Annotated in this window: 22 protein-coding genes and 1 riboswitch; of the genes, 10 read left to right on the top strand and 12 right to left on the bottom strand. The window is 73.2% G+C overall.

From position 1 onward, the window contains the following. Positions 1 to 24: 24 nt before the first annotated feature. The 4 genes from OG624_RS11170 to OG624_RS11155 all read right to left on the bottom strand — a co-directional run bounded on the left by OG624_RS11170 (position 25) and on the right by OG624_RS11155 (position 4,418). Positions 25 to 1,584, bottom strand: coding sequence for a cobyric acid synthase (locus tag OG624_RS11170; protein ID WP_033220622.1), 1,560 nt, complete (start codon positions 1,582 to 1,584; stop codon positions 25 to 27). Further along, positions 1,581 to 2,579 (bottom strand): cobalamin biosynthesis protein, encoded by a 999-nt coding sequence (locus OG624_RS11165; RefSeq protein WP_033220620.1) that lies wholly within the window; start codon positions 2,577 to 2,579, stop codon positions 1,581 to 1,583. The genes OG624_RS11170 and OG624_RS11165 overlap by 4 nt, the downstream gene beginning before the upstream one ends. A 39-nt stretch (positions 2,580 to 2,618) precedes the next feature. Next, positions 2,619 to 2,770, bottom strand: a riboswitch (cobalamin riboswitch). Between the two features lie 122 nt (positions 2,771 to 2,892). Beyond that, positions 2,893 to 3,114: a hypothetical protein gene (locus tag OG624_RS11160; RefSeq protein ID WP_033220618.1), complete on the bottom strand. Its 222-nt coding sequence runs from the start codon at positions 3,112 to 3,114 to the stop codon at positions 2,893 to 2,895. Between the two features lie 26 nt (positions 3,115 to 3,140). Next, positions 3,141 to 4,418 (bottom strand): inorganic phosphate transporter, encoded by a 1,278-nt coding sequence (locus OG624_RS11155; RefSeq protein WP_371639376.1) that lies wholly within the window; start codon positions 4,416 to 4,418, stop codon positions 3,141 to 3,143. A 321-nt stretch (positions 4,419 to 4,739) separates the two neighbouring features. Here OG624_RS11155 and OG624_RS11150 point away from each other — a divergent pair, with 321 nt between their 5' ends. Beyond that, on the top strand, positions 4,740 to 5,870 hold the full coding sequence (locus OG624_RS11150; RefSeq protein WP_033220613.1) for an alpha/beta hydrolase: 1,131 nt from the start codon (positions 4,740 to 4,742) through the stop codon (positions 5,868 to 5,870). Between the two features lie 180 nt (positions 5,871 to 6,050). Next, positions 6,051 to 7,475 (top strand): hypothetical protein, encoded by a 1,425-nt coding sequence (locus OG624_RS11145; RefSeq protein ID WP_371587557.1) that lies wholly within the window; start codon positions 6,051 to 6,053, stop codon positions 7,473 to 7,475. A gap of 42 nt (positions 7,476 to 7,517) precedes the next feature. Here the strand turns inward: OG624_RS11145 and OG624_RS11140 are convergent, their stop codons facing one another. Then, positions 7,518 to 7,913, bottom strand: coding sequence for a VOC family protein (locus OG624_RS11140; protein WP_033220765.1), 396 nt, complete (start codon positions 7,911 to 7,913; stop codon positions 7,518 to 7,520). A 63-nt stretch (positions 7,914 to 7,976) separates the two neighbouring features. Then, entirely contained in the window at positions 7,977 to 8,873 is an 897-nt protein-coding gene (ypfJ, locus tag OG624_RS11135) for a KPN_02809 family neutral zinc metallopeptidase (RefSeq protein WP_033220612.1), read from the bottom strand. Positions 8,874 to 9,163: 290 nt separating this feature from the next. On the opposite strand from ypfJ, the gene OG624_RS11130 reads away from it, so the two are divergent. The 8 genes from OG624_RS11130 (at position 9,164) to amaP (ending at position 14,545) form a co-directional block, all read left to right on the top strand. Continuing rightward, positions 9,164 to 10,762, top strand: a complete 1,599-nt coding sequence (locus OG624_RS11130) for an ABC-F family ATP-binding cassette domain-containing protein (RefSeq protein WP_030010788.1) — start codon at positions 9,164 to 9,166, stop codon at positions 10,760 to 10,762. A gap of 364 nt (positions 10,763 to 11,126) precedes the next feature. After that, positions 11,127 to 11,348: a helix-turn-helix domain-containing protein gene (locus OG624_RS11125; protein ID WP_030010789.1), complete on the top strand. Its 222-nt coding sequence runs from the start codon at positions 11,127 to 11,129 to the stop codon at positions 11,346 to 11,348. Between the two features lie 159 nt (positions 11,349 to 11,507). Beyond that, the gene (locus tag OG624_RS11120) at positions 11,508 to 12,287 is read left to right on the top strand and encodes an enoyl-CoA hydratase/isomerase family protein (RefSeq protein ID WP_033220610.1); all 780 of its coding nucleotides are present in this window, start codon (positions 11,508 to 11,510) and stop codon (positions 12,285 to 12,287) included. A 127-nt stretch (positions 12,288 to 12,414) separates the two neighbouring features. After that, complete coding sequence (locus OG624_RS11115) at positions 12,415 to 12,846, top strand: Asp23/Gls24 family envelope stress response protein (protein ID WP_078909306.1); 432 nt, start codon at positions 12,415 to 12,417, stop codon at positions 12,844 to 12,846. 15 nt (positions 12,847 to 12,861) lie between these two features. Then, positions 12,862 to 13,047, top strand: a complete 186-nt coding sequence (locus tag OG624_RS11110; RefSeq protein ID WP_030762666.1) for a hypothetical protein — start codon at positions 12,862 to 12,864, stop codon at positions 13,045 to 13,047. Between the two features lie 7 nt (positions 13,048 to 13,054). Beyond that, positions 13,055 to 13,420, top strand: a complete 366-nt coding sequence (locus OG624_RS11105; protein WP_033220606.1) for a hypothetical protein — start codon at positions 13,055 to 13,057, stop codon at positions 13,418 to 13,420. Beyond that, complete coding sequence (locus tag OG624_RS11100; protein WP_033220604.1) at positions 13,417 to 13,983, top strand: DUF6286 domain-containing protein; 567 nt, start codon at positions 13,417 to 13,419, stop codon at positions 13,981 to 13,983. The genes OG624_RS11105 and OG624_RS11100 overlap by 4 nt, the downstream gene beginning before the upstream one ends. A 4-nt stretch (positions 13,984 to 13,987) precedes the next feature. Next, positions 13,988 to 14,545 (top strand): alkaline shock response membrane anchor protein AmaP, encoded by a 558-nt coding sequence (amaP, locus tag OG624_RS11095; protein WP_033220602.1) that lies wholly within the window; start codon positions 13,988 to 13,990, stop codon positions 14,543 to 14,545. Positions 14,546 to 14,577: 32 nt separating this feature from the next. Here the strand turns inward: amaP and OG624_RS11090 are convergent, their stop codons facing one another. The 6 genes from OG624_RS11090 to OG624_RS11065 all read right to left on the bottom strand — a co-directional run bounded on the left by OG624_RS11090 (position 14,578) and on the right by OG624_RS11065 (position 21,071). Then, on the bottom strand, positions 14,578 to 15,333 hold the full coding sequence (locus tag OG624_RS11090; RefSeq protein WP_033220599.1) for an SDR family oxidoreductase: 756 nt from the start codon (positions 15,331 to 15,333) through the stop codon (positions 14,578 to 14,580). Between the two features lie 9 nt (positions 15,334 to 15,342). After that, positions 15,343 to 16,134: an SURF1 family cytochrome oxidase biogenesis protein gene (locus OG624_RS11085; RefSeq protein ID WP_033220761.1), complete on the bottom strand. Its 792-nt coding sequence runs from the start codon at positions 16,132 to 16,134 to the stop codon at positions 15,343 to 15,345. Positions 16,135 to 16,301: 167 nt separating this feature from the next. Next, on the bottom strand, positions 16,302 to 16,535 hold the full coding sequence (locus OG624_RS11080; protein WP_030009585.1) for a hypothetical protein: 234 nt from the start codon (positions 16,533 to 16,535) through the stop codon (positions 16,302 to 16,304). A 92-nt stretch (positions 16,536 to 16,627) separates the two neighbouring features. Beyond that, entirely contained in the window at positions 16,628 to 17,605 is a 978-nt protein-coding gene (locus OG624_RS11075) for a DEDDh family exonuclease (protein WP_033220593.1), read from the bottom strand. A gap of 107 nt (positions 17,606 to 17,712) precedes the next feature. Beyond that, on the bottom strand, positions 17,713 to 20,247 hold the full coding sequence (locus OG624_RS11070) for an MXAN_6230/SCO0854 family RING domain-containing protein (RefSeq protein WP_371639375.1): 2,535 nt from the start codon (positions 20,245 to 20,247) through the stop codon (positions 17,713 to 17,715). A gap of 152 nt (positions 20,248 to 20,399) precedes the next feature. Then, positions 20,400 to 21,071, bottom strand: coding sequence for a TetR/AcrR family transcriptional regulator (locus tag OG624_RS11065; RefSeq protein ID WP_033220759.1), 672 nt, complete (start codon positions 21,069 to 21,071; stop codon positions 20,400 to 20,402). Positions 21,072 to 21,084: the final 13 nt, after the last annotated feature.

The raw sequence follows: 21,084 nt of genomic DNA, 5'->3' as shown, positions 1-21,084 counted from the left end.
GACAGGCCCGCCGGGCCCGGCCCGTCACGGGGCGCCCGGCGGCAGGAACGGGAGGCCCGCGGGGGCTCCGCCCTCGATGAGCCGCAGCAGCGCGTCCGTATCGGCGTGTTCTTCGATCAGGTCGCCGAGCAGGTCCAGCTGCTCCTCCCGCAGCGCGGAGAACGACGTGTCCGGCGCCGGGACGAAGCGCCGCCCCGCGGCGGCCGCCACCTCCCGCAGGAACGCCCGGCGGAAGCCGTCCGACTCCAGCGATCCGTGCCAGTGGGTTCCCCACACCGACCCGACGCGACAGCCGTCCAGGAAGGCCTCGCCGCCGAGCACCTCGGCCACGCCGTGGTGGATCTCGTAGCCCGCGACGTCCTCGCCCAGCGCCGAACCCACCGGCCGGGCCAAGGTCTTCTCCCGCTCGAAGCGCACCCGGACGGGGAGCAGGCCGAGGCCGTCGACCTCGCCCGCCCGCGATTCGACCTCGTCCGAGATCCGCTCGCCCAGCGCCTGGAACCCGCCGCAGATGCCCAGCACCGGCCGCCCCTCGGCGGCCCTGCGCAGCAGCGCGTCCGCGAGCCCGCGTTCGCGCAGCCACGCCAGGGCCTTCACCGTGCCCCGGGTGCCCGGTACGACGACCAGGTCCGCGTCGGCCAGTTCCTCGGCCCGGTCCACGAACCGCACCACGACCCCCGGCTCCGCCGCGAGCGCGTCCACATCGGTGAAGTTCGACATCAGCGGCACCGCGCACACCGCGACCCGCAGGACGTCCTCACCCACCGGCGGTGCGACCACGGACTCGCGTACCGCCCCGCGCAGGGAGACCCGCAGGCCGTCCTCCTCGTCGATGCCCAGGCCGTGCTGGAACGGCAGCACCCCGAAGGTGGCCCGGCCGGTCAGGCCGCGCAGCATCTCCATGCCCGGCTCCAGCAGCGACACGTCACCGCGGAACTTGTTGACCAGGTAACCCGCGATCAGGGACTGGTCCTCGGGGGAGAGCAGCGCCGTCGTCCCGAAGAACGACGCGAAGACCCCGCCGCGGTCGATGTCCCCGACCACGACCACCGGGAACCGCGCGGCGCGCGCGATGCCCATGTTCACGATGTCGGTCCGGCGCAGGTTGATCTCGGCCGGACTCCCCGCCCCCTCGCAGATCACGGCGTCATACGTGCCCCGCAGCTGCTCCAGGCAGTCCGTGACGATGCCGAGCAACTGCTCCTGGCGCCCTCCGTGCAGCGCCTTCCCGGGGGACGACCCCCCAGCCCCCCCGAAGAACCCGCGGGCGCTCATCTCGCCGACCGGCTTGCCCAGCAGCACCACCTGGCTGCTGCGGTCACTGCCCGGCTTGAGCAGCACCGGGTTCATCAGCGCGGTCGGCTCCACGCGGGCCGCCTGGGCCTGCATCGCCTGGGCGCGCCCGATCTCGGCGCCCTCCAGGGTCACGAAGGAGTTCAGCGACATGTTCTGCGCCTTGAAGGGCGCCACCTTCACACCCTGCCGGGCCAGCCAACGGCAGATGCCCGCCGTGACCACGCTCTTGCCCGCGTCCGACGTGGTGCCCGCGACCAGCAGACCCCCGCCGCGCTTCGCGCCGCTCATCCGCGCCGCCCCCTCAGTGTCGTACGTGCCGTGCGCGTCGTGCGCGTCGTGCCTGTCGTGCGGGAGACCAGCAGCCGGGCGGCCACGCAGGCGCCCAGGGCCAGCCAGGTCACCTGGCGCGACAGCCGTACCGCCCGCTCGATGTCCGCGACCTCCACCGGTCGCCCCGCCTCGCCGTTCAGTACGGCCCGGTGCTCGACCCGGCCGCCGTACGCGAGGGTTCCGCCCAGCCTGACGCCCAGCGCCCCGGCGAAGGAGGCCTCCACGGGGCCGGCGTTCGGGCTCGGGTGCGCGGCGGCGTCCGCGCGCCAGGCCCGTACGGCGCCCCGCCGGTCGGGGCCGGCCAGTACGGCGGCGACCGCCGTCAGCCGGGCCCCCGGCCAGCCGGCCAGGTCGTCGAGCCGGGCGGAGGCCCAGCCGTAGCGCAGGTAGCGGGGGGACTTGTGGCCGACCATCGCGTCCAGGGTGTTCACGGCGCGGAAGGCCAGCAGCCCGGGGACTCCGGCGGCGGCGCCCCATACGAGGGCCCCCACCACCGCGTCGGAGGTGTTCTCGGCGACGGACTCCACGACGGCGCGGGCCATCTGCTGTCCGTCCAGGGCCTGCGGGTCGCGTCCGCACAGGTGGGGCAGCCGCTCCCGGGCCACCTCGATGTCCCCGGCGGCGAGCGCGCCGCCGATGGCGCGGGCCTCACGGCCCAGGGAGGTGCCGCCCACGACGGCCCAGGTGGCGGCGGCGGTCAGGGCGATACGGGCGGCCGCGGGCCGGGAGCGCACGGCGCGGGCGCCCAGCGCTCCGACGGCGGCCGCGCCCCCGGCGCACACCAGGGTGTGCAGAAGGCCCCGGGCGCGGTCGTCGCCCCACAGGGAGCGTTCGACGGCGGCGGCGGCCCGTCCGAAGGCGGCCACGGGGTGCCCTCGGCGCGGATCCCCGAGGATCCGGTCGCCGATCAGGCCCGCCGTGGCGCCGTACGCGAAGACGCGATCGGCACGCATGGTGGCAGGTATGTCCTCACTCAGGGTCCGCGCCCTGGTTCGACGTGTCTGGCGGCGAGAGTTCCTGGCTCCCGGGACGCACGCGCGGCGTGCGATTCCGGTGACAGTGGCGGGACCGCGCCGGATTCGCACCGGACTTCCTCTCCATGCCGCCGTATTGGCTCCGGCAGTCCACCACGCGCCTCGAACGCCCGTCAACTCGCCGTTGACCTGCGGTGCGGCGGGGACGGAGGGCGCAGGAGGGAACGCGAAAGCTCCCCCCGGGACAAACCCGGAGGGAGCCTTCACACCCGACCCGCCCTGCGGCGGCGGATCAGGAGACGATCAGGTAGATCCCGTACGTCACGGCCGCCGCGACGAGCCCGAAGCAGAGGTACGCGCCGGTGCGGGCGAGGGTGGCGGTGCCGCCCTGCTCGGTGGCCGCCTCGTGCTTGGACAGGCCCACCAGGCCCAGGGTGAACAGGGCCACGAGGGCGACGGTGGCGGAGAGGCTGACCCCGAAGACGGAGCCGAGTGCTTCCCAGTCGATCTTCATACTGCCGTTTCCTCTGTATGTCTCGGTCAGACCGCGGCGGCCGGAGCCGGTGCGGTCGTCGGGGCGGTCGTCTCGGCCGGGATGGTGGCCTTGAGGTCCTCGTCCGTGACCGCGGCGGTGGTACCGGCGGCGGCGACGGTCGGCGGGACGGTGACGGCCGCGATGGCCGTGGTGACGACACCCGGCGCCTCGGCGTCCGCCTGCTCGACGTCGTTGACGTTGTTGTGGTCGACGACCTGGCGGCGGGAGATGACCCAGATGGCGAAGCAGGAGGCGACCAGGAAGACGGCGACGGCGGCGACGCCGATGTCACCGGAACGCATGACCAGCTCGGCACCGGCCGAGACCAGCGCCGCGGCCGGCAGGGTCAGGCCCCAGGCGATGAACATGCGGGTCGCGGTGGACCAGCGGACCACACCGCCCTTGCGGCCCAGGCCCGAACCCATGACGGCGCCGGAGCACGCGTGGGTCGTGGAGAGCGAGAAGCCGAGGTTCGAGGAGGCGAGGATGACGGACGCGGCCGAGGTCTGGGCGGCGAAGCCCTGCTGCGGCTGCAGGTCGGTCAGGCCGGTGCCCATGGTGCGGATGATGCGCCAGCCGCCCAGGTAGGTGCCCATCGCGATGGCCAGACCGGCGGAGACGATGACCCAGACCGGCGGGTTCGCGGCGGGCGCGATCGCGCCGCCGGCGATGAGGGCCAGGGTGATGATGCCCATCGTCTTCTGCGCGTCGTTGGTGCCGTGCGCGAGGGAGACGAGACCGGCCGAGGCGATCTGACCGGCGCGGTAGCCCTTGGCGGAGGTCTTCTGGCCGACCTTGTCACCCAGCTTGTAGGTGATCTTGGCGGCCAGGTACGCGGCGATGCCGGCCACCAGCGGGGCGGCGATCGCGGGGATGAGGACCTTGGTGACGACGACGCTGCCGTTGACCGCGCCGATGCCGGCGGAGGCGACCGCGGCGCCGATCAGGCCACCCATCAGGGCGTGCGAGGAGCTGGAGGGGAGGCCGACCAGCCAGGTGACGAGGTTCCAGAGGATCGCTCCGACCAGGGCGGCGAAGATCACCTCTGGCTGGATGCCTTCCTCGTTGACGAGGCCCTTGGAGATCGTCTTGGCGACCTCCACGGACATGAACGCGCCGACGAGGTTGAGCACGGCGGACATGGCCACCGCCGTCTTGGGCTTGAGGGCGCCGGTCGAGATGGTGGTAGCCATCGCGTTGGCTGTGTCGTGGAAACCGTTCGTGAAGTCGAACACGAGAGCGGTGATGATCACGATCCCGAGGAGAAGCGTTATGTGCTCCATTTACCCAGGCTTCTGTTTGACGTCAGTGGCTCGGCGACCGTAGGCAACCTGAGTGAACGGAAGATGAACTGGTGCGGGCGGAGCGGTGTACTGGCGCGGGGTGTGATCGGGCCATTCGTCCTGATACTTACGTAGATAACGCTATTAATGCACGTCAAAGCCGGGTGAATGAACCCCTCCGGAGGGTGTCCGGCGCGCGTCCGACGCCACCTCCGAAGCGCCGAAAGAGACTCAGATCACACGCCCCCGGCCCGGCCCGCGCCGGCGGTGGACGGATCCGCTCCGGTGGCCCGCCGGAGGCCCCGACCCGACACTGGAGCAGTGCGTACCGCCACAGCGACGGCAGCGGCCGTCACCACCACTCTGTTGGGCGCCGGCGCGGCCGCCGTCGCCATCGGCAGGCACGCCGCCGACGCGGCCCTGCGGCCCGAACCCGGACGCCCCCTGCCCGGCGGACCACGGCTCGCCGTCCACGACGTGGCCGACGGCCGGATCACACTGACCCGCTCGCTCGCCTCCCTGCGCCCCGGCACGTACGGCCTGGTCGCACCCGGTGTGCACGCCGTCGTCGGACCCGTGGACCCCGACGCCGACCCCGGCCCGGACGCGGTCGTACGACGACTCGTCTCCGTCACCCACGGCACCCTCGCACCCGGTACCCGGGTCTCCCTCACCCCCCAGGTGTACGTCGGCAACCCGCGCACCGCCCTCGGGCTCGACCACGCCGACGTGGACATCCCCGGCGAGCTCGGCGCCCTGCCCGCCTGGTTTCTGCCCGCCGCCCGGGACACCTGGGTGATCACCGTCCACGGGCTCGGGAGCAGCCGGGAGCACCCGATGGTGGTCGTGCCCTTCCTGCACCGCCACCAGCTGCCCGTCCTGGACCTCGGCTACCGGGGCGACCTGGGCGCCCCCGCCTCCCCGGACGGCCTCGGCCACCTCGGCGAATCGGAATGGCGCGACCTGGACGCCGCCATCCGCTACGCCCTGCGCTACGGAGCGCGCCGCGTGATCCTCCACGGCTGGTCCACCGGCGCCACCATGGCCCTGCGCGCCTTCGAACGCTCGCCGCTGGCCCACCGCATCTCCGGGCTGGTCCTCGACTCCCCGGTGCTCGACTGGCACGCCACCCTGCGGGGGCTGGCCGCGGCACGCGGGGTTCCCGGTGTGGTGCTGCCGCTGGCGGTCCGGGCCGCCGAGGGCCTCACGGGTCTGCGCGCCGACCGCCGGCCGGCGGGCGCCGACCCCGGCGTGCTGCGCGTCCCCGTACTGATCGTCCACGGCCCGGACGACGCGCTCGCCCCCTGGGGGCCCTCCCGCCGGCTCGCCGCCGCCCGCCCCGACCTCGTCACGCTGCACACCGTGGCCGGAGCCGGACACGGCGCGATGTGGAACGCCGACCCGGCCGGCTACGAGGAGGCCCTGCGCCGCTTCCTCACCCCCCTCATGTGAAGACCGTGTCGAGGCCCGCGCCGAAGGCCTCGTGAACGACCCTGTCGAAGAGCCGTCATGTGAAGGCCCTGTGACGGACAGGGCCGCACGGGCGGCTTGTCCCGGTCTGCGCTGCGGGTGAGCGGCGACAACGACCGGTTCCGTTTGGGCTTTCGGCCAGTGACGGGCGAGACTGCTTCCGTGACGTCCCGAAAGCCTGATGAGCAGTTGGCTCGCGACTCCAGACTCCGACTCGTCTCGCCGCGCTCCGTCGCCGCGGCCCGCAAGGCGGTGACCGACCGACGCACCCGGCCCGCGCCCCGGCCCCCGGCGGGTACGCCCGCCACGGCCGACCTCGCGAACCGGGCCCGGGCCTCGCTCGCCGACGCCGTACGCCTGACCCGCTGGGCCGAGCGCAACCTCGGTGCCGGAGACGGCGGCCGGCCCGCCCCCACGGGTGCCCTGCCCGCGGCCGACGTCGAACGCGCCGCCGCGGAACTGGGCCTGACGCACGGCCAGATCCAGGTCGGCTGGGATCGCGCCCGCCTCGCCGGACTGGTCGAGGTGCACGGCGGCCACGCCCGCCCCGGCTGGCGACTGCGCGCCTGGGACCGCGACGACACCGCCGTCCTGCGCGGCTGGGTCGCCCTGTTCGACGCCTGGTCGCTGGTCCATCCCGCACCCGCCGACATCGCCCCCTCGGCCGTCGCCGAGGTCGTCGAGGCGATGCCCCAACTCCTCTCCCTGCTCCAGCTGTCCGCCGGCCCGGTGACCGTCCCGGACCTGCTCGACCTGCTCGGGCAGCGCGTCACCGAACTGCGCGACGAGCGGTGCGAGATCCCCTACGAGTCCGAGCCCACCGTGGCGCTGACGTCCGCCGCCGGCTCCGCGGAGGCCCGCCCCGTCCCGCTCGCCCGGCTGCTGCGCTGGGCACTCGGCGGACTCGCCGCCGTGGACGCCGTCACCCTCGGCCCCGCCCGGGCCACGCTCACCCCGCTCGGCAGCTGGGCCGTCTGGGTCAAGCTGGAGCAGATCTGCGTCGCGGCGCAGAGCCCCGCCGGGAACATCGAGCAGTCCGCCGCCGCCATGCTGCACGGCTGCGCGCGGCTCACCCCCGGCCCGGCCCGCGCCGAGTACCAGGCCTGGCTCGCCGCCCGGCCCGTCGGCCACGCGGTGACCGAGCTGCTGCAGGCCGCCCGCGGCGAGGACGCCCTGCTGCGCGGCCTCGCCTTCGAGGCGCTGCGCGTGGTCGGAGCCCCCGCCGAGCCCGAGGTGCGCGCCGCCGTGCGCGAGCCCGCCCTGCGTCCCTACGCCCTGCTCTGGCTCGCCGTGCACGACGGGGTCGACCCCGACGACGCCCAGGACGTCCTGACCGCCGAGGAGTCGACCTGGCTCTGGGTGGACACCGCGGCCGCGATCGCCGACCACGGCGAGGCCGAGCTGCTGGCCCGCCACCTCGACTCCGCCGTCCGCACCACCGTCCCCCGGCTGCTGGACGAGGTCCGCGCGGTCGGCCATCCGCGCACGGTGCAGGTGCTCGTCGCGCTCGCCGCGGCTCACCCCGACCCGACGCTGGCCAAGGCGGTCCGCCGGGCCGCCTTCCAGGTCCACACCGGCGGCGAGTGAGCCCGTAGAAGAACGCGGGCGGCAACGAGCGCGCCGCCGGGGTCAGACCTGCGGCGCGTACGTCCCGAAGCTCCAGACGTTGCCCTCGGCGTCACGGGCCATGTAGTCGCGGGAACCGTAGTCCTGGTCGGTGGGTTCCATCAGGATCTCCGCGCCGTGCTCGACCGCCCGCCGGTGGTGGGCGTCCACGTCCTCGACCACGACATAGACCCCCGAGGGGCCGGCGCCCTCCATGGCCTTGTCGAAGGCCCCGCCTCGGCCCGAGCTGCCCAGCATGACCATGCCGTTGCCGTACGCCAGCTCGGCGTGCATCACCGAGCCGTCCTCACCCTCGTAGACCGCGACCTGGCTGAAGCCGAAGGCCTCGGTCAGCAGCTTGATGGCCGCCTTCGCGTCGCGGTAGACCAAGGTGGGACAGATGGACGGAACGCCTGCCATGACGATCACTCCCTCTCGTGACGGTGACCCGCGTCACACCAGCATGGCAGGCGTCACCGACAGTCAGCGGAAGGTGTTGCACTGGGCCATGTCGCCCGTCCGGTAGCCCTGGTAGAACCACTGCTGCCGCTGTTCGGCCGAGCCGTGCGTCCAGGACTCCGGGGACACCCGGCCCTGGAACTTCTCCTGGATCCGGTCGTCGCCGACCGCGGCCGCCGCGTCCAGCCCGTCCCGGATGTCCGCCTCGGTCAGGGACGTGATGAGCGGCCGCCCGGTGGAGGCGTCCGCGACGTTCGTCGCGTTGTGCGCCCACACCCCGGCGTAGCAGTCGGCCTGCAGCTCGACCTTGACCGCGTTGCTGTTCGGGCCCTGCCGGCCGTCCTGGGCCCGCTGGAGGGTTCCGGTCAGGTTCTGGATGTGGTGCCCGTACTCGTGGGCGACGACGTAGGCCTGGGCGAAGGGGCCGCCGGTCGCGCCGAACTTCGTCCGCAGGTCGTCGAAGAAGCCCAGGTCCAGATAGACCTGCCGGTCCGCCGGACAGTAGAAGGGGCCCACCGCCGCGCTCGCGGTCCCGCACGCGGTGTTCACCCGGTTCTCGAAGAACACGGTCGACGCCGGGCTGTACTGGCCGCCGCGCTTGGCGAACTCCTGCTTCCAGAAGGCCTGGGTGCTCCGGACCACCGCCACCAGTCGGCAGTCCTCGCGCGTGTTCGCGTCCCGCCCCGACCTGCAGGCCTGCTGCACCTGGTTGAGCGACGAGGAGACGGGCGTCGGTTCCGGCTCCCCGGTGGACAGCCCCAGCTGCTCCGGCCCCACCCCGAACAGCAGCCCGAGGACCAGCGCGATCAGACCGACGATGCCGCCGCCGACGGTGGCCTTCCCGCCCGGGATGCGGCCGCCGCCACCCCGCATGTCCTTGACCTCGGAGCTGTCGAGACTGGCGTCGTCGTCGAACTGCATCCCGCACCGCCCTCCATCTGTGAAACAGGCGCGGTCGCGTCTCCGCCCATGCGGCGAGTATCAACCCAATCATCCCGGTATGCGTCTCGGCCGCTCCGTGGGGCCGCTGGGCCGAACGGGGGATAGGGGGGAGCGGATCCCGCAGGCCGGACGGCCCCGCCCGGGCCCGGAAACCAGTTGCAGACCCCCGGTAGAATGTCTCTCATGGCAAATCTCCTCGCGGATTAGCGGCGTCGAAGCTTCGCGTCCTGCCCCCCTTCCGCCGTCCCGACCCGCCCTGGAGTATTTCCGTGATCACCGCCACCGGCATCGAGCTGCGCGCCGGCGCCCGCGTCCTTATCGAGTCCGCTTCCTTCCGTGTCGCCAAGGGCGACCGCATCGGCCTGGTCGGCCGCAACGGAGCGGGCAAGACCACCCTCACCAAGTGCCTCGCCGGCGAGGGCCAGCCCGCCGCCGGCTCCATCGCCCGCTCGGGCGAGGTCGGCTACCTCCCGCAGGACCCGCGTACCGGCGACCTCGACGTGCTGGCCCGCGACCGCATCCTGTCCGCGCGCGGCCTCGACGTGCTGATCAAGAAGATGCGCGCCAACGAGGAGCGCATCGCCACCGGCACCGGCGGCACCCGCGACAAGGCGATGAAGCAGTACGAGCGCCAGGAGACGGAGTTCCTGACCAAGGGCGGATACGCCGCCGAGGCGGAGGCCGCGACCATCTCGGCCGCCCTCGGCCTGCCCGACCGCGTGCTCGGCCAGCCCCTGCACACCCTCTCCGGTGGTCAGCGCCGCCGCGTCGAGCTGGCCCGGATCCTCTTCTCGGACGCCGACACCCTGCTCCTCGACGAGCCCACCAACCACCTCGACGCCGACTCCATCGTCTGGCTGCGGGACTACCTGAAGACCTACCGCGGTGGCTTCATCGTCATCTCCCACGACGTCGACCTGGTCGAGACCGTCGTCAACAAGGTCTTCTACCTGGACGCCAACCGCTCCCAGATCGACGTCTACAACATGGGCTGGAAGCTCTACCAGCAGCAGCGCGAGGCCGACGAGAAGCGCCGCAAGCGCGAGCGCCAGAACGCCGAGAAGAAGGCCGCGGCGCTGAACTCGCAGGCCGACAAGATGCGCGCCAAGGCCACCAAGACCGTGGCCGCGCAGAACATGGCCAAGCGAGCCGACCGGCTCCTCGCCGGCCTGGAGGCCGTCCGCGTCAACGACAAGGTCGCCAAGCTCCGCTTCCCGGACCCGGCGCCCTGCGGCAAGACCCCGCTGACCGCCGAGGGCCTCTCGAAGTCGTACGGCTCGCTGGAGATCTTCACCGACGTCGACCTGGCCATCGACAAGGGCTCGCGCGTCGTCATCCTCGGCCTCAACGGCGCCGGCAAGACCACCCTGCTGCGTCTGCTCTCGGGCACCGAGAAGCCGGACACCGGCACGGTCGTCCCCGGCCACGGCCTCAAGCTCGGCTACTACGCCCAGGAGCACGAGACCCTGGACCCGGAGCGCACGGTCCTGGAGAACATGCGTTCCTCCGCGCCGGACCTGGACCTGGTCGCCGTCCGCAAGACCCTCGGCTCCTTCCTCTTCTCCGGGGACGACGTGGACAAGCCCGCCGGGGTGCTCTCCGGTGGCGAGAAGACCCGGCTGGCCCTGGCCACGTTGGTCGTCTCCTCGGCGAACGTGCTGCTGCTCGACGAGCCCACGAACAACCTCGACCCGGCCAGCCGCGAGGAGATCCTGGGCGCGCTGCGCACGTACAAGGGCGCGGTCATCCTCGTCACGCACGACGAGGGCGCGGTCGAGGCGCTGGAGCCGGAGCGGATCATCCTGCTCCCGGACGGCGTCGAGGACCTGTGGGGACCGGACTACCGGGACCTCGTCGCCCTCGCCTGATCCGGTTCCGGTTCCCGTTCCGCTTCTGATCCAGTTCCTTATGGATCATTCGGCTCACGGGTGATCCATCATCTGAGTGAGGCGGTCTCGTACCGTTGCGCGTCGTCCGACGGCCCCGGCCGCACCCTCGAAGGTGCGCGGCCGGGGCCGTTCGCTTTCCGCTTCCGCGCCCCTGACCTGGTGATTCCCGGCGAGGGCAGCGGAGTGTGACGGAAGTCATGCAGCGGAAGAGAAGATTCCGTTCTGCTCGGGTGTCCACGGGTCGAGAAATGCCGTCGTACCGACCTTGCTGAATGGGTGGCCAGGAAGCGTGGGAGGGGTGATCATGAGAAGTCCAGAGCGCACTTCCCATGAGGAGGCACGGGTGGCCGAGACTCTGAAGAAGGGCAGCCGGGTAACCGGCGCCGCGCGCGACAAGCTCGCGGCAGACCTGAAGAAGAAGTACGACTCCGGTGCGAGTATCCGGGCGCTGGCCGAAGAGACCGGCCGGTCCTACGGATTCGTCCATCGGATGCTCAGTGAGTCCGGGGTGTCGCTGCGTGGTCGCGGAGGCGCGACGCGAGGCAAGAAGGCCGCTACGGCCTGATCCCGGTCCCATCGGTTCCAACGCTCCAACAGCTTCAAGGTTCATCAAGATCCGTTGGTGCCTTCGGTGACCCCCGGTCGGCCTCCCGGTCGGCTGGGTGGTTACTGTGCAGTCACTTAGGCCGAGCTTGCGGCCGACTGCACACCGGAGGCATGAGAGATGGCTCTGCTCGACAAGGACGGCGTACGACTCACCGTCGACGACACGGTCGCCACGGTGACACTGACCAATCCGGCCAAGCGAAATGCCCAATCCCCCGCGCTCTGGCGGGCTTTGGCCGAGGCCGGGAGGTTGTTGCCGGGCACCGTCCGGATCGTCGTGCTGCGCGGTGAGGGCAAGTCCTTCTCCGCAGGGCTCGACCGGCAGGCGTTCACCCCCGAAGGTTTCGAGGGCGAGCCGTCCTTCCTCGATCTGGCACGCGGTTCGGACGAACTGCTCGACTCCACGATCGCCGAGTACCAGGAGGCATTCACCTGGTGGAGGCGTAACGACATCATCTCCGTCGCCGCCGTGCAGGGGCACGCGATCGGCGCCGGCTTCCAGCTCGCGCTCGCGTGCGACCTGCGCGTCGTCGCCGACGACGTGCAATTCGCCATGCGCGAGACCAGCCTGGGCCTGGTTCCCGACCTGGCCGGTACCCAGCCCCTGACCTCCCTGGTCGGCTACGCCCGCGCGCTCGAGATCTGCGCGACGGGCCGCTTCGTGCACGCCGAGGAGGCGGAGCGGGTCGGCCTCGCCAACCTCGTCGTCCCCGCGGACGAACTCGACGCCGCCGTCCAGGACCTCACCACGGCCCTGCTGGCACCGCCGCGGGACGCCGTGATCGAGACGAAGACGCTGCTGCGCTCCGCCCAGGCCCGCCCCTACGACGAGCAGCGCGCCGCCGAGCGAGCGGCCCAGGCCCGCCGCCTGCGCGACCTGGCCGGTCTCTCCGACTGAGGGCCGCCGCGACACCGGAGCCCCGGGCGATGTCGGCCGGCCGACCGGCGTAGTCCCGGGGCGCCCGCGCGTCCGGGCGCCTAACGTGGTGCGGAGTGAGTCCGTCACCCACGTGAAGGGATACGCGATGACCGAATCCGCAGCAGGGGGCTCCGGCAAGGAGCCGGGCGACCGGGGACGTACGAGCATCGCCGACGGAGTGGTCGAGAAGATCGCCGGGCTGGCGGCCCGTGAAGTCGTCGGCGTGCACGCCATGGGCAGTGGCAGCGGCCTCTCCCGCACCTTCGGCGCCGTCCGCGACCGGGTCCCCGGCGGCCAGAAGGCCGGGGTCAGCCGCGGGGTCAAGGCAGAGGTCGGCGAGACCCAGACGGCCCTCGACCTGGAGATCGTCGTGGACTACGGCGTCTCGATCCGCGACGTCGCGCGAGCGGTCCGGGAGAACGTCATCTCGGCGGTCGAACGGATGACGGGCCTGGAGGTCGTCGAGGTCAACATCGCGGTGAGCGACGTCAAGCTGCCCGATGAGCCCGACGAGGAGCCGGAATCCCGTCTCCAGTAGCCGAGAGGACCCCGCATGAGCATGGCGATCGCCGGAATGTTCGCCGGCATGGCCCTCGCGTTCGCCGGCTACTTCGGCGGCTTCGGAGCCTTCCTGCTGGTGGCCGCCCTCGGCGCCATCGGCTTCGTCGCCGGCCGGTTCCTCGACGGGGACCTGGAACCGGGCGACCTGTTCCGCCGCCGAGACGACCGGCGCGGGTGAGGCGCCGATGAGCAGCCCACCGCGCTCCGCCCCACCCCGGGTGGACGCCGCCGAGCGCGGCGCCACCCGTATCGCCGACCGGGTCGTCGCGAAGATCGCCGCCCAGGCCGCCCGGGAGGCGCTCGCCACCACCCCGGGCACGCCCCCGCACGCCACCGTCACCGTGCACCACGACATCGCCCGGGTCCGGGTCAGCCTGGAGCTGGACTATCCCTCCGACCTGGCCGCCCAGTGCGCGGCGGTACGCCGACAGGTCGCACTGCGGATCGAGGAGTACGCGTCGATGTCCGTACCCGAGGTGGACATCGACATCGAGCACCTGCACTCCACCCGGTCCCGGACCGCCACCGGACGCGATCGGCGGCTGCGATGACGGCCCGCGGCTCCGGCTCGGGCTCCGGCCGGGTGCGTCGCTTCCGCTCCGCGCGCCGGGTGCCCGCCGCGCTCACCGCCCTGGTCGTGCTCGGGGTGGCGGCCCTGTTCCTGTACGACCTGGCCGCCGTACGGGCCGGCCGACCCGGGATGAACTGGCGCGGCGACCTGGCCGAGGGACTGGCGACGCACACCCCCGCGGACCTGGGCGTGCAGCTGATCGCCGGGGCCCTGGTCCTGGCCGGGGCGGTCCTCCTGCTGCTGGCGCTCGCCCCCGGGCTGCGCCGGATCCTGCCGATGCGGCCCCCGGACCGGCCGGCGGGAGTCCGGGCCGGTCTCGGCCGCAAGGACGCCGCGCAGATCCTGCGGGACCGGGCCATGGAGGTGTCCGGAGTACGGTCGGTCCGGGTCAAGATGGGCCGGTCCCACGTCGGGGTGCGGGCCACCTCGCACTTCCGCGAGCTGGACGACGTACGGGCCGACCTCGACGCGGTGATCGCCGTCGGCATCGAGGAACTGGGCCTCGCCCACCCGCCGCAGCCGCGCGTACGGGTCAGGAGGTGAACGGATGCTCGCGACGGTGAACCGGATCCTGCTGGCCGTGGCCGGAGCGGTCCTGCTGGCGGCCGGGATCGTGGTGCTGACGGGCGCGTGGCCGCTGCACGGCCGCCACGCGCCGCTGTTGAGCGAAGCCACCAGGGACCGGTACTGGCACGCCGACGGCTGGTGGTGGTGGGCGGTGCTCGCCGCTCTCGCGGTGGGCGTGCTGCTGGCGCTGTGGTGGCTGCTGTCCCAGCTCCGGCGGCCGCGACTGCCGGCGGTGGTGGTGGACACCGGGGACGGGGCGTACGCCGTGCTGCGCGGGCGGGCGCTCGAGGAGGCGGTGGCCGCGGAGGCCGGAGCCCTGGACGGGGTCGCCGGCTGCCGGGTCGCCCTGCGCGGGCGACGTGGATCGCCGGCGCTGCGGGTCGCGCTGGAACTGGAACCCCACGCGGTCCCCGCCGACGCCCTGGCCGCCGTGGCCGGCCCGGTCCTGACCCACGCCCGGACCTCGGCGGGCCTCCCGGAACTGCCCGCGGAGGCCCGCCTCAAGGTGACGTCCCACCGGGCCCAGCGGGTCACGTAGGACTCCGGGAACGGGACCGGGGACACGGTGGGTCAGAAGCCGTGGCGGGAGCCGCCGTCGACCGGCAGCATGACGCCCGTCAGGTACGACGCCGCCGGGGAGAGCAGGAAGGCCGCCGTACGGCCGAACTCCTCCGGGGCGCCGTAGCGGCGCAGCGGGATGCGGGACTCGTTCCCGGCCCGCGCGGCCGCGGCGTCACCCGACAGCGCGTCCAGCTCGCGCACCCGGTCGGTGTCGATGCGGGCCGGCAGCAGGCCGACCACCCGGATCCCGCGCGGGCCGAGCTCCAGCGAGAGGGACTTCGCGAAGCCCGCGAGACCCGGACGCAGGCCGTTGGAGATGGTCAGGCCGGGGATCGGCTCGTGGACCGAGCCCGACAGGACGAAGCCGATGACCCCGCCCTCGCCCAGCTCGGCGGCCGCCGCCCGGGCGAGACGGACCGCACCCAGGAAGACCGACTCGAAGGCGGCCGCCCACTGCGCGTCGGTGTTGTCCGCGGCGAAGCCCGGCGCCGGGCCGCCCACGCTGATGAGGATGCCGTCGAGGCGGCCGAAGCGCTCCCGCGCGGTGGCGACCAGCCGCGCGGCCGCCTCCGGGTCGGAGTTGTCGGCCGCCACACCGGCCGCGTTCGGGCCGAGCTCGGCGGCGGCGTCGGCCGCCCGCTTCTCGTCCCGGCCCGTGAGGAGGACCTTCGCGCCGTCGGCGGTCAGTTCCCGGGCGGAGGCGAGGCCGAGGCCGCGCGTGGCCCCGGTGACGATGTAGACACGGTCTTTCAGTCCAAGATCCATGCCGACACGCTACGCCGTCGCCGGCTCCCGCCGGGAGGCCTCGGCCCGAGCGGCCTCCTCCTGCCGCTCGCGCTTCTCCCGCCGTACGAGGACCACCCAGCCCACCGGAACCGCGGCGGCGAACAGCCACCACTGGACGGCGTACGCCATGTGCGGGCCGATCGAGTCGTGGTCGGGGTCGGCGATGGGCTCCGGACTGCCGTCCGCCGGGGCCGGAGCGGTCAGCTCCAGATACCCGCCGAGAACCGTCCGGCCCAGGTACTCCGCCTGCTGCGCGCTGTTGATCAGCATCACCTGACGGTCCGGCAGGCCCTTGCGGTCCTTGATACCGCTGCCGCCGCTGGTCTCGTCGGCCTTCAGCCGGCCGGTGACCGTGACCTCGCCCGTGGGCGCGGTCGGCACCGGCGGGTAGGCGCGCGGGTCGTCGCCGCCCGGCACCCAACCCCGGTTGACCAGGACCACCCGGCCGTCGGAGAGGACCAGCGGGGTCAGGACGTGGAAGCCGACCTTGTCGTCGTTGTCGGTGCGCATCCGTACGACGACCTCGTGCGCGGTGTCGTACGTTCCGGTCGCGGTGACCGCGCGCCAGAAGTCCGCGCGCGGGACCCGGTGCCCGGGGGAGGTGACCTCCGTCATGGGGACCGGCTTCGCCCGCAGGTTGGCCTCGATCAGCTGGTTCTGCGCGACCCGGTGCTCATGGCGGTGGTACTGCCAGAACCCCAGCTCGATCATCGCGGGGATGAGGGCGAGGGCCATCAGGGTGAGGAACACCCACTGCCGGGTCAGCACAAAGCGGTACACGCCCACGACGGTACCCGCAACGCGAAGGACCCCGGCGGCCGGGTGGCCGTCCGGGGTCATGGCGTACGGGGGCGTCGGTACGGGGCGTCGGTACAGGGGCGTCGGTACGGGGGTGCCCGTACGGGCTTTCGGGACGGCGGTCGGGACGGGGGCCGGGCCGCGGCGAGTCAGACGCGGTCGACGATGCCCACCTTCCCCTCCGCACGGGCGCAGTGCGCCCCGCAGAACCACTGCCCCGCGACCTCGACGCCCTGGCCGATGATCGAGACCCGGCAGTGCTCGCAGACGGGCGCCATGCGATGGATGGCGCAGGAGAAGCAGTCGAAGACGTGCACCGCACCTTGTGCATGAACCTCGAAGGACATGCCGTAATCGTTTCCGCAGACCTCACAACGTGCCATGGGCCGAATGCTGCGCACGGGGAACGAGCGGAACAAGATCCAGCGGGGTGAGTCGCCGCGCCTGCACCCGGCCGGCGCAACGGCCCCGCGGTTCAGGACTCGGCCGGAGCCACGTCCCGCAGCAGCTGGGTGAAGGCCGCCTCGTCGACGACCGGCGTCCCGAAGCTCTTCGCCTTGACCGTCTTGGACGTCGCCGAATCGGGGTCGTTGGTCACCAGGAGACTGGTGAGCCGCGACACACTCGTCGCGACGTGCAGGCCCGCCTCGACCGCACGGTCCTCCAACAGCTCCCGCTCCACCGAGGTGTCACCGGAGAAGGCGATCCGCATGCCCTGCTTCAGCGGCTTGCCGTCCTCGAAGCGCCCCGGGTTCGGGTGCGGGCACGGCGGCCGCTTGCGCGAGGGCCGCCAGCTGCCGCCCCGGTAGGAGGCCTGGTACCCGACGCGCGGGGTGACGGCGGAGTCCGACCACTCCGTCAGCGGCCGGCATTCCAGCAGGGGCAGCCGTACCCCGCCCTCCGCGGCCGCGTGCAGCGAGGGCCGGAACGCCTCCGCCAGCACCCGGGCGTCGTCGAGCGCGTGGTGGGCACGCTGCTGGACCACGCCGAAGTGCGCGGCGAGCGACTCCAGCTTGTGGTTGGGCAGCGGCAGGTTCAGTTCCTTCGACAGCGCGATGGTGCACAGCCGCTGACGGACCGGTGCGGTCGTGGCGGCCCGCGCGTACTCCCGGGCAATCATCTGCCAGTCGAAGATGGCGTTGTGAGCGACCAGGACCCGGTCGGCGAGCCGGTCGGCGAACTCGCCCGCGATGTCCTCGAAGAGCGGGGCGTCGGCGAGCATCGCGCTCGTCAGCCCGTGGATCCACACCGGTCCCGGATCCCGCCGCGGGTTGACCAGCGTGTACCAGTGGTCCTCCACATTGCCCTGGGCGTCGAGCCGGTAGACGGCGGCGGAGACTATCCGGTCGTCGCGAGCGAGTCCGGTGGTCTCCACGTCGACGACCGCGTACCCCTGTGGGTAAGCGGTCGGCCACGTCGTCTCTGCGGTCGTACGGTCGTCGAGCATGGTCACAGAGGATATCGGCCCCGACTGACACCCGTGGCCGCGCAGGCGTTTCCGGCCGTCACCCCAGAGCGGCGACCAGGTCGCCCGCCGCGAGCTGTTCGAGGCCGCAGCCGTCAACCGGCCCCGGCAGCAGCCGGTATACGGAGCCGCTCGCGCCTGCGGGCGCGACCTCGCCGTCCACCAGTGCCAGGAACACCGACCGTCCCGAAGCGGCGGTGCCCGCGAGGGCCTCGACCTCCGCGGAGGCCAGCACGCCGTCCGGATCGCGCAGGCCGACCAGCCGGGCGGCGAACGCCGCGGTGTCCTCGCCGGAGCCCCGGCGGTAGGTCCACAGTTCGTCGGGGTCGCTCGGCCGGGGCGTACGGCGCAGCACGGCCACCTCGCGGCAGCGCGCGGCCGCGTGCCAGCCGGCCAGCTCCCACAGGGTGGTGCGGCCGGTCGAGAAGTACTGGAAGAGGTCGCGGCCGATGCGGGCCAGGTCCTCCTGGTGCGCCCGCACGCTGTGGTAGCCCTCGTCGTCGGGCAGGTGGACGTCGGTCCACAGGAACCCGCGCCGCTCCAGGTCGACGAGGAGCGGCACGTGGATCCGGGAGTTGCCGACCAGGTCGTAGCGCTGGCGCACGGTCCGCGGGTCGTAGCGGGCGCAGCGGTCGGAGCGGGTGGGCAGCGCCATGAACCCGGCGAAGGCATCGGGCAGCAGCTCGAAGGGGATGTTGTTGAAGCTGAAGACGACCGGCATGGCGAAGCGCACACCGGGAGTCGGCCAGGGCGTCCAGGTCGATGTCCACGTACTCGCTCGCCCCGTGGGGCGCCGGCGCCGAGACCAGGTCGCCGGAGTGGACGACGGCCCGCTCCCCGTGGACGAGGCGCGTGTAGTCGCACAGGCCCGCGTAGTTCCAGTCGGCGTCGAACAGCACCACCGACAGGTCCAGGTCCACGCGCTTGCGCGCCGGCTCCATCCAGTGCAGGAACATGCGCAGCACCTCGCCGTCCGGCAGGGCCTGGAAACTGCCCTTGGGCACGGTGACCAGTGCCCTGGCGGCCGCCCGCTCGGCGGAGGGGACGTGGAGGTGGGCGAGGCGGGAGTCGAGGACCGCCATGTCGTACGGGTCGGCCGTGTCGAGCCGGCGCAGCACCTCGGCCTCGAACAGCTCGCACACCGCAGCGGTCACCGCCTCGGCCAGCGGGGCCCGGTCGTCGTCCATGGCGAAGGAGTGCGCGACCTGTCCGCGCGGGGAGAACACCCGCCGGGTCCCCGGCAGATGGCGGATCCTCAGCCGTCCGAGCGCGGACAGCACGGGCCCCGGCCCTGCCTTCGGCAGCCGCCGCGCCAGTACCTCGGCGACCTGCGGCGCCAGGCTGTCGGCCGCGTACAGCCGCAGCAGGTGGTCCAGGCGCCGGACGAGTTCGCCGGGGCGTTCGGCCAGTACGGTCAGGGCCCGGTCCGGATCCGCGCCGCGCAGGGCCTCCTCGGCGCGGCCCAGCCAGGTGGCCGCCCGGACGCGCGAGCCGTCGACCCGTACCGCGTGCGGGTGCGCGGCCGCGGTGGCGAGCAGCGCGGCGCCGAGGGCGGTGCCGGTGGTGTCGGTGCCCCGCAGCACGGCGAAGGCGAGGGAGGCGCGCGGGTGGCGGGCGTACTGCTCGAAGGGGTGCAGGATCTCGGCGGCCCGCTTCCACAGGTCCTCGTGGCGCAGTACGTCCTCGACGAGCAGCGCCGGATCGAGCCCGTCCAGGACGGCCAGCAGGTCGCGCCGCAGCGGGCGCGGCAGGGAGCTCAGGCGCGGGGGTTCCAGGAGGTCGGCCTCTCCGCCGGACCACACGGCGAGCAGCCGCAGCACGTCGGTGGCGGTGGTGAGCCGCTCGGGCAGCAGGGCCCGTACGGTCTCCCGCGTGCGGCGCTCGCGCAGCAGGGTGCCCAGCACCAGGGCCTTCGTCTCCCGCACCGGGATGGCGTCCGGGAGCCAGTCCAGGCCGGCCGGTACGTGGGCGAGGAGCACCCGGGCCTCCTCGGTGTCCTGCGGCGAGAGCGGGGTACGGCGGGCGAGGAGTTTGCCGAGGGCGGTGACGGAGTCGGCCGCGCGATCGACACCGAAGGCCAGCAGCCGCAGCGGACCGCCCCCGGAGGGAACCTCCCCCTCGTCCGGGGACGGCCGGATGAACGGATCGCCGGCGTCGACGCGGCGGTGGCAGATCGGGCAGCCGGTGTGGTCGGAGCCGTCCCAGCAGGTCCGGCAGACCAGGTGCGCGCACGGCGCGACGGGATGGACGCCGCCGACGGTCGCGCACAGCACGCACGGCTGGTCCGGCCACTGCAGGAGCAGGGTCAGGACGCGGTCGATCCACAGCGCGTGGGTGTCGTCGGGCACCGACGCCGGGAACGAGCGGAACAGCGGCATGTGGGTGCGGTCCGCGCCCAGCAGGATGTCGATGTCCCCGATCAACTGCGCGCCGGCGGCGGCGAGTCCGGTGGGCCCCAGCCAGGCGAGCGCCGAACGCAGCGGGCCCGTCAGGGCGTAGCCCCGGTCGAGCAGTTCGGCCTCCAGGGCCGTCAGGCCCTCGGTCGTCGACGGGTCGCCCGGGCGCGGCCCGGCCTGGTCGACGTAGACGGTGTGCAGACGGCGCAACAGGACGGTCGACAGCTCGGGCAAAGGGGGGAGTCCTCCGGAACCGGAAAAGGAGAGTGGGCGGGGGCGGAGAGGGGACGCGCTACTGGTTTCGAAGGAAGGTGAGAAGGAAGCACGTCGCGGAGCCGCCCCCGCGCCGCAGATACAACCACGGGCCCGGGAGCGCGCCAAGCGATTTATCGCGGCGGGGCGGCGCCGGTCGCATCGGCGGCGCCTGCCGTGCCTGCCGCGCCCGGCGCGAGCAGGGCGTGCACCAGGGCCCGTACGGACAGCAGGAACAGCCGGTCAGGGTCCGCCGGGCGGGCCAGGGCGCGGGCGAGCGCCGGGTCGTGGGGGGCCGCGGCCGGGTCCCAGAGCTCGCTCTCGGCCGGGGACTGGGCGGGGGAGCGCTCACGGTTGCGCTCGACGAGCAGGTACCCGACGACCTGGAACTGGACGGCGCGCACCGCGTCCGCCGCCCGCGCGCCCCGGAGCCCGGCGGCGTGCACCTCGTGGACGAGCGCCTGCTGGGCGGGCAGGAACATCCGCTCGGTGAGACCGCGTTCGTGGACCATCGCGATCAGGTGCGGGCGTCCGCGCAGTTCGCGGCGCAGGATCCGGGCCACCGCCAGGATCCGGTCGGCCGGGGTGCGGCCGGTGGGCCGGATCGCCCCCATCTCCTCCACCGTCCGCTCGACCAGGGCGTCGAGCAGCGACTCCCGGTTGCCGACGTGCCAGTAGATGGACGTCACGGCGGTACCCAGTTCGGCGGCGAGCCCCCGCATGGTGAGCGCGGCCGGACCGTGCCGCATGACCAGGGACGCGGCGGTGTCCAGCACCTCGTCACGGGTGAGCGTGGTTCTGGCCACGGCCTGCACCACC

Source organism: Streptomyces virginiae, from assembly GCF_041432505.1.
Classification (GTDB): domain Bacteria; phylum Actinomycetota; class Actinomycetes; order Streptomycetales; family Streptomycetaceae; genus Streptomyces; species Streptomyces virginiae_A.
Note: the sequence above shows the minus strand (reverse complement) of the source record. Positions and strands in the feature narration are given on the sequence as shown.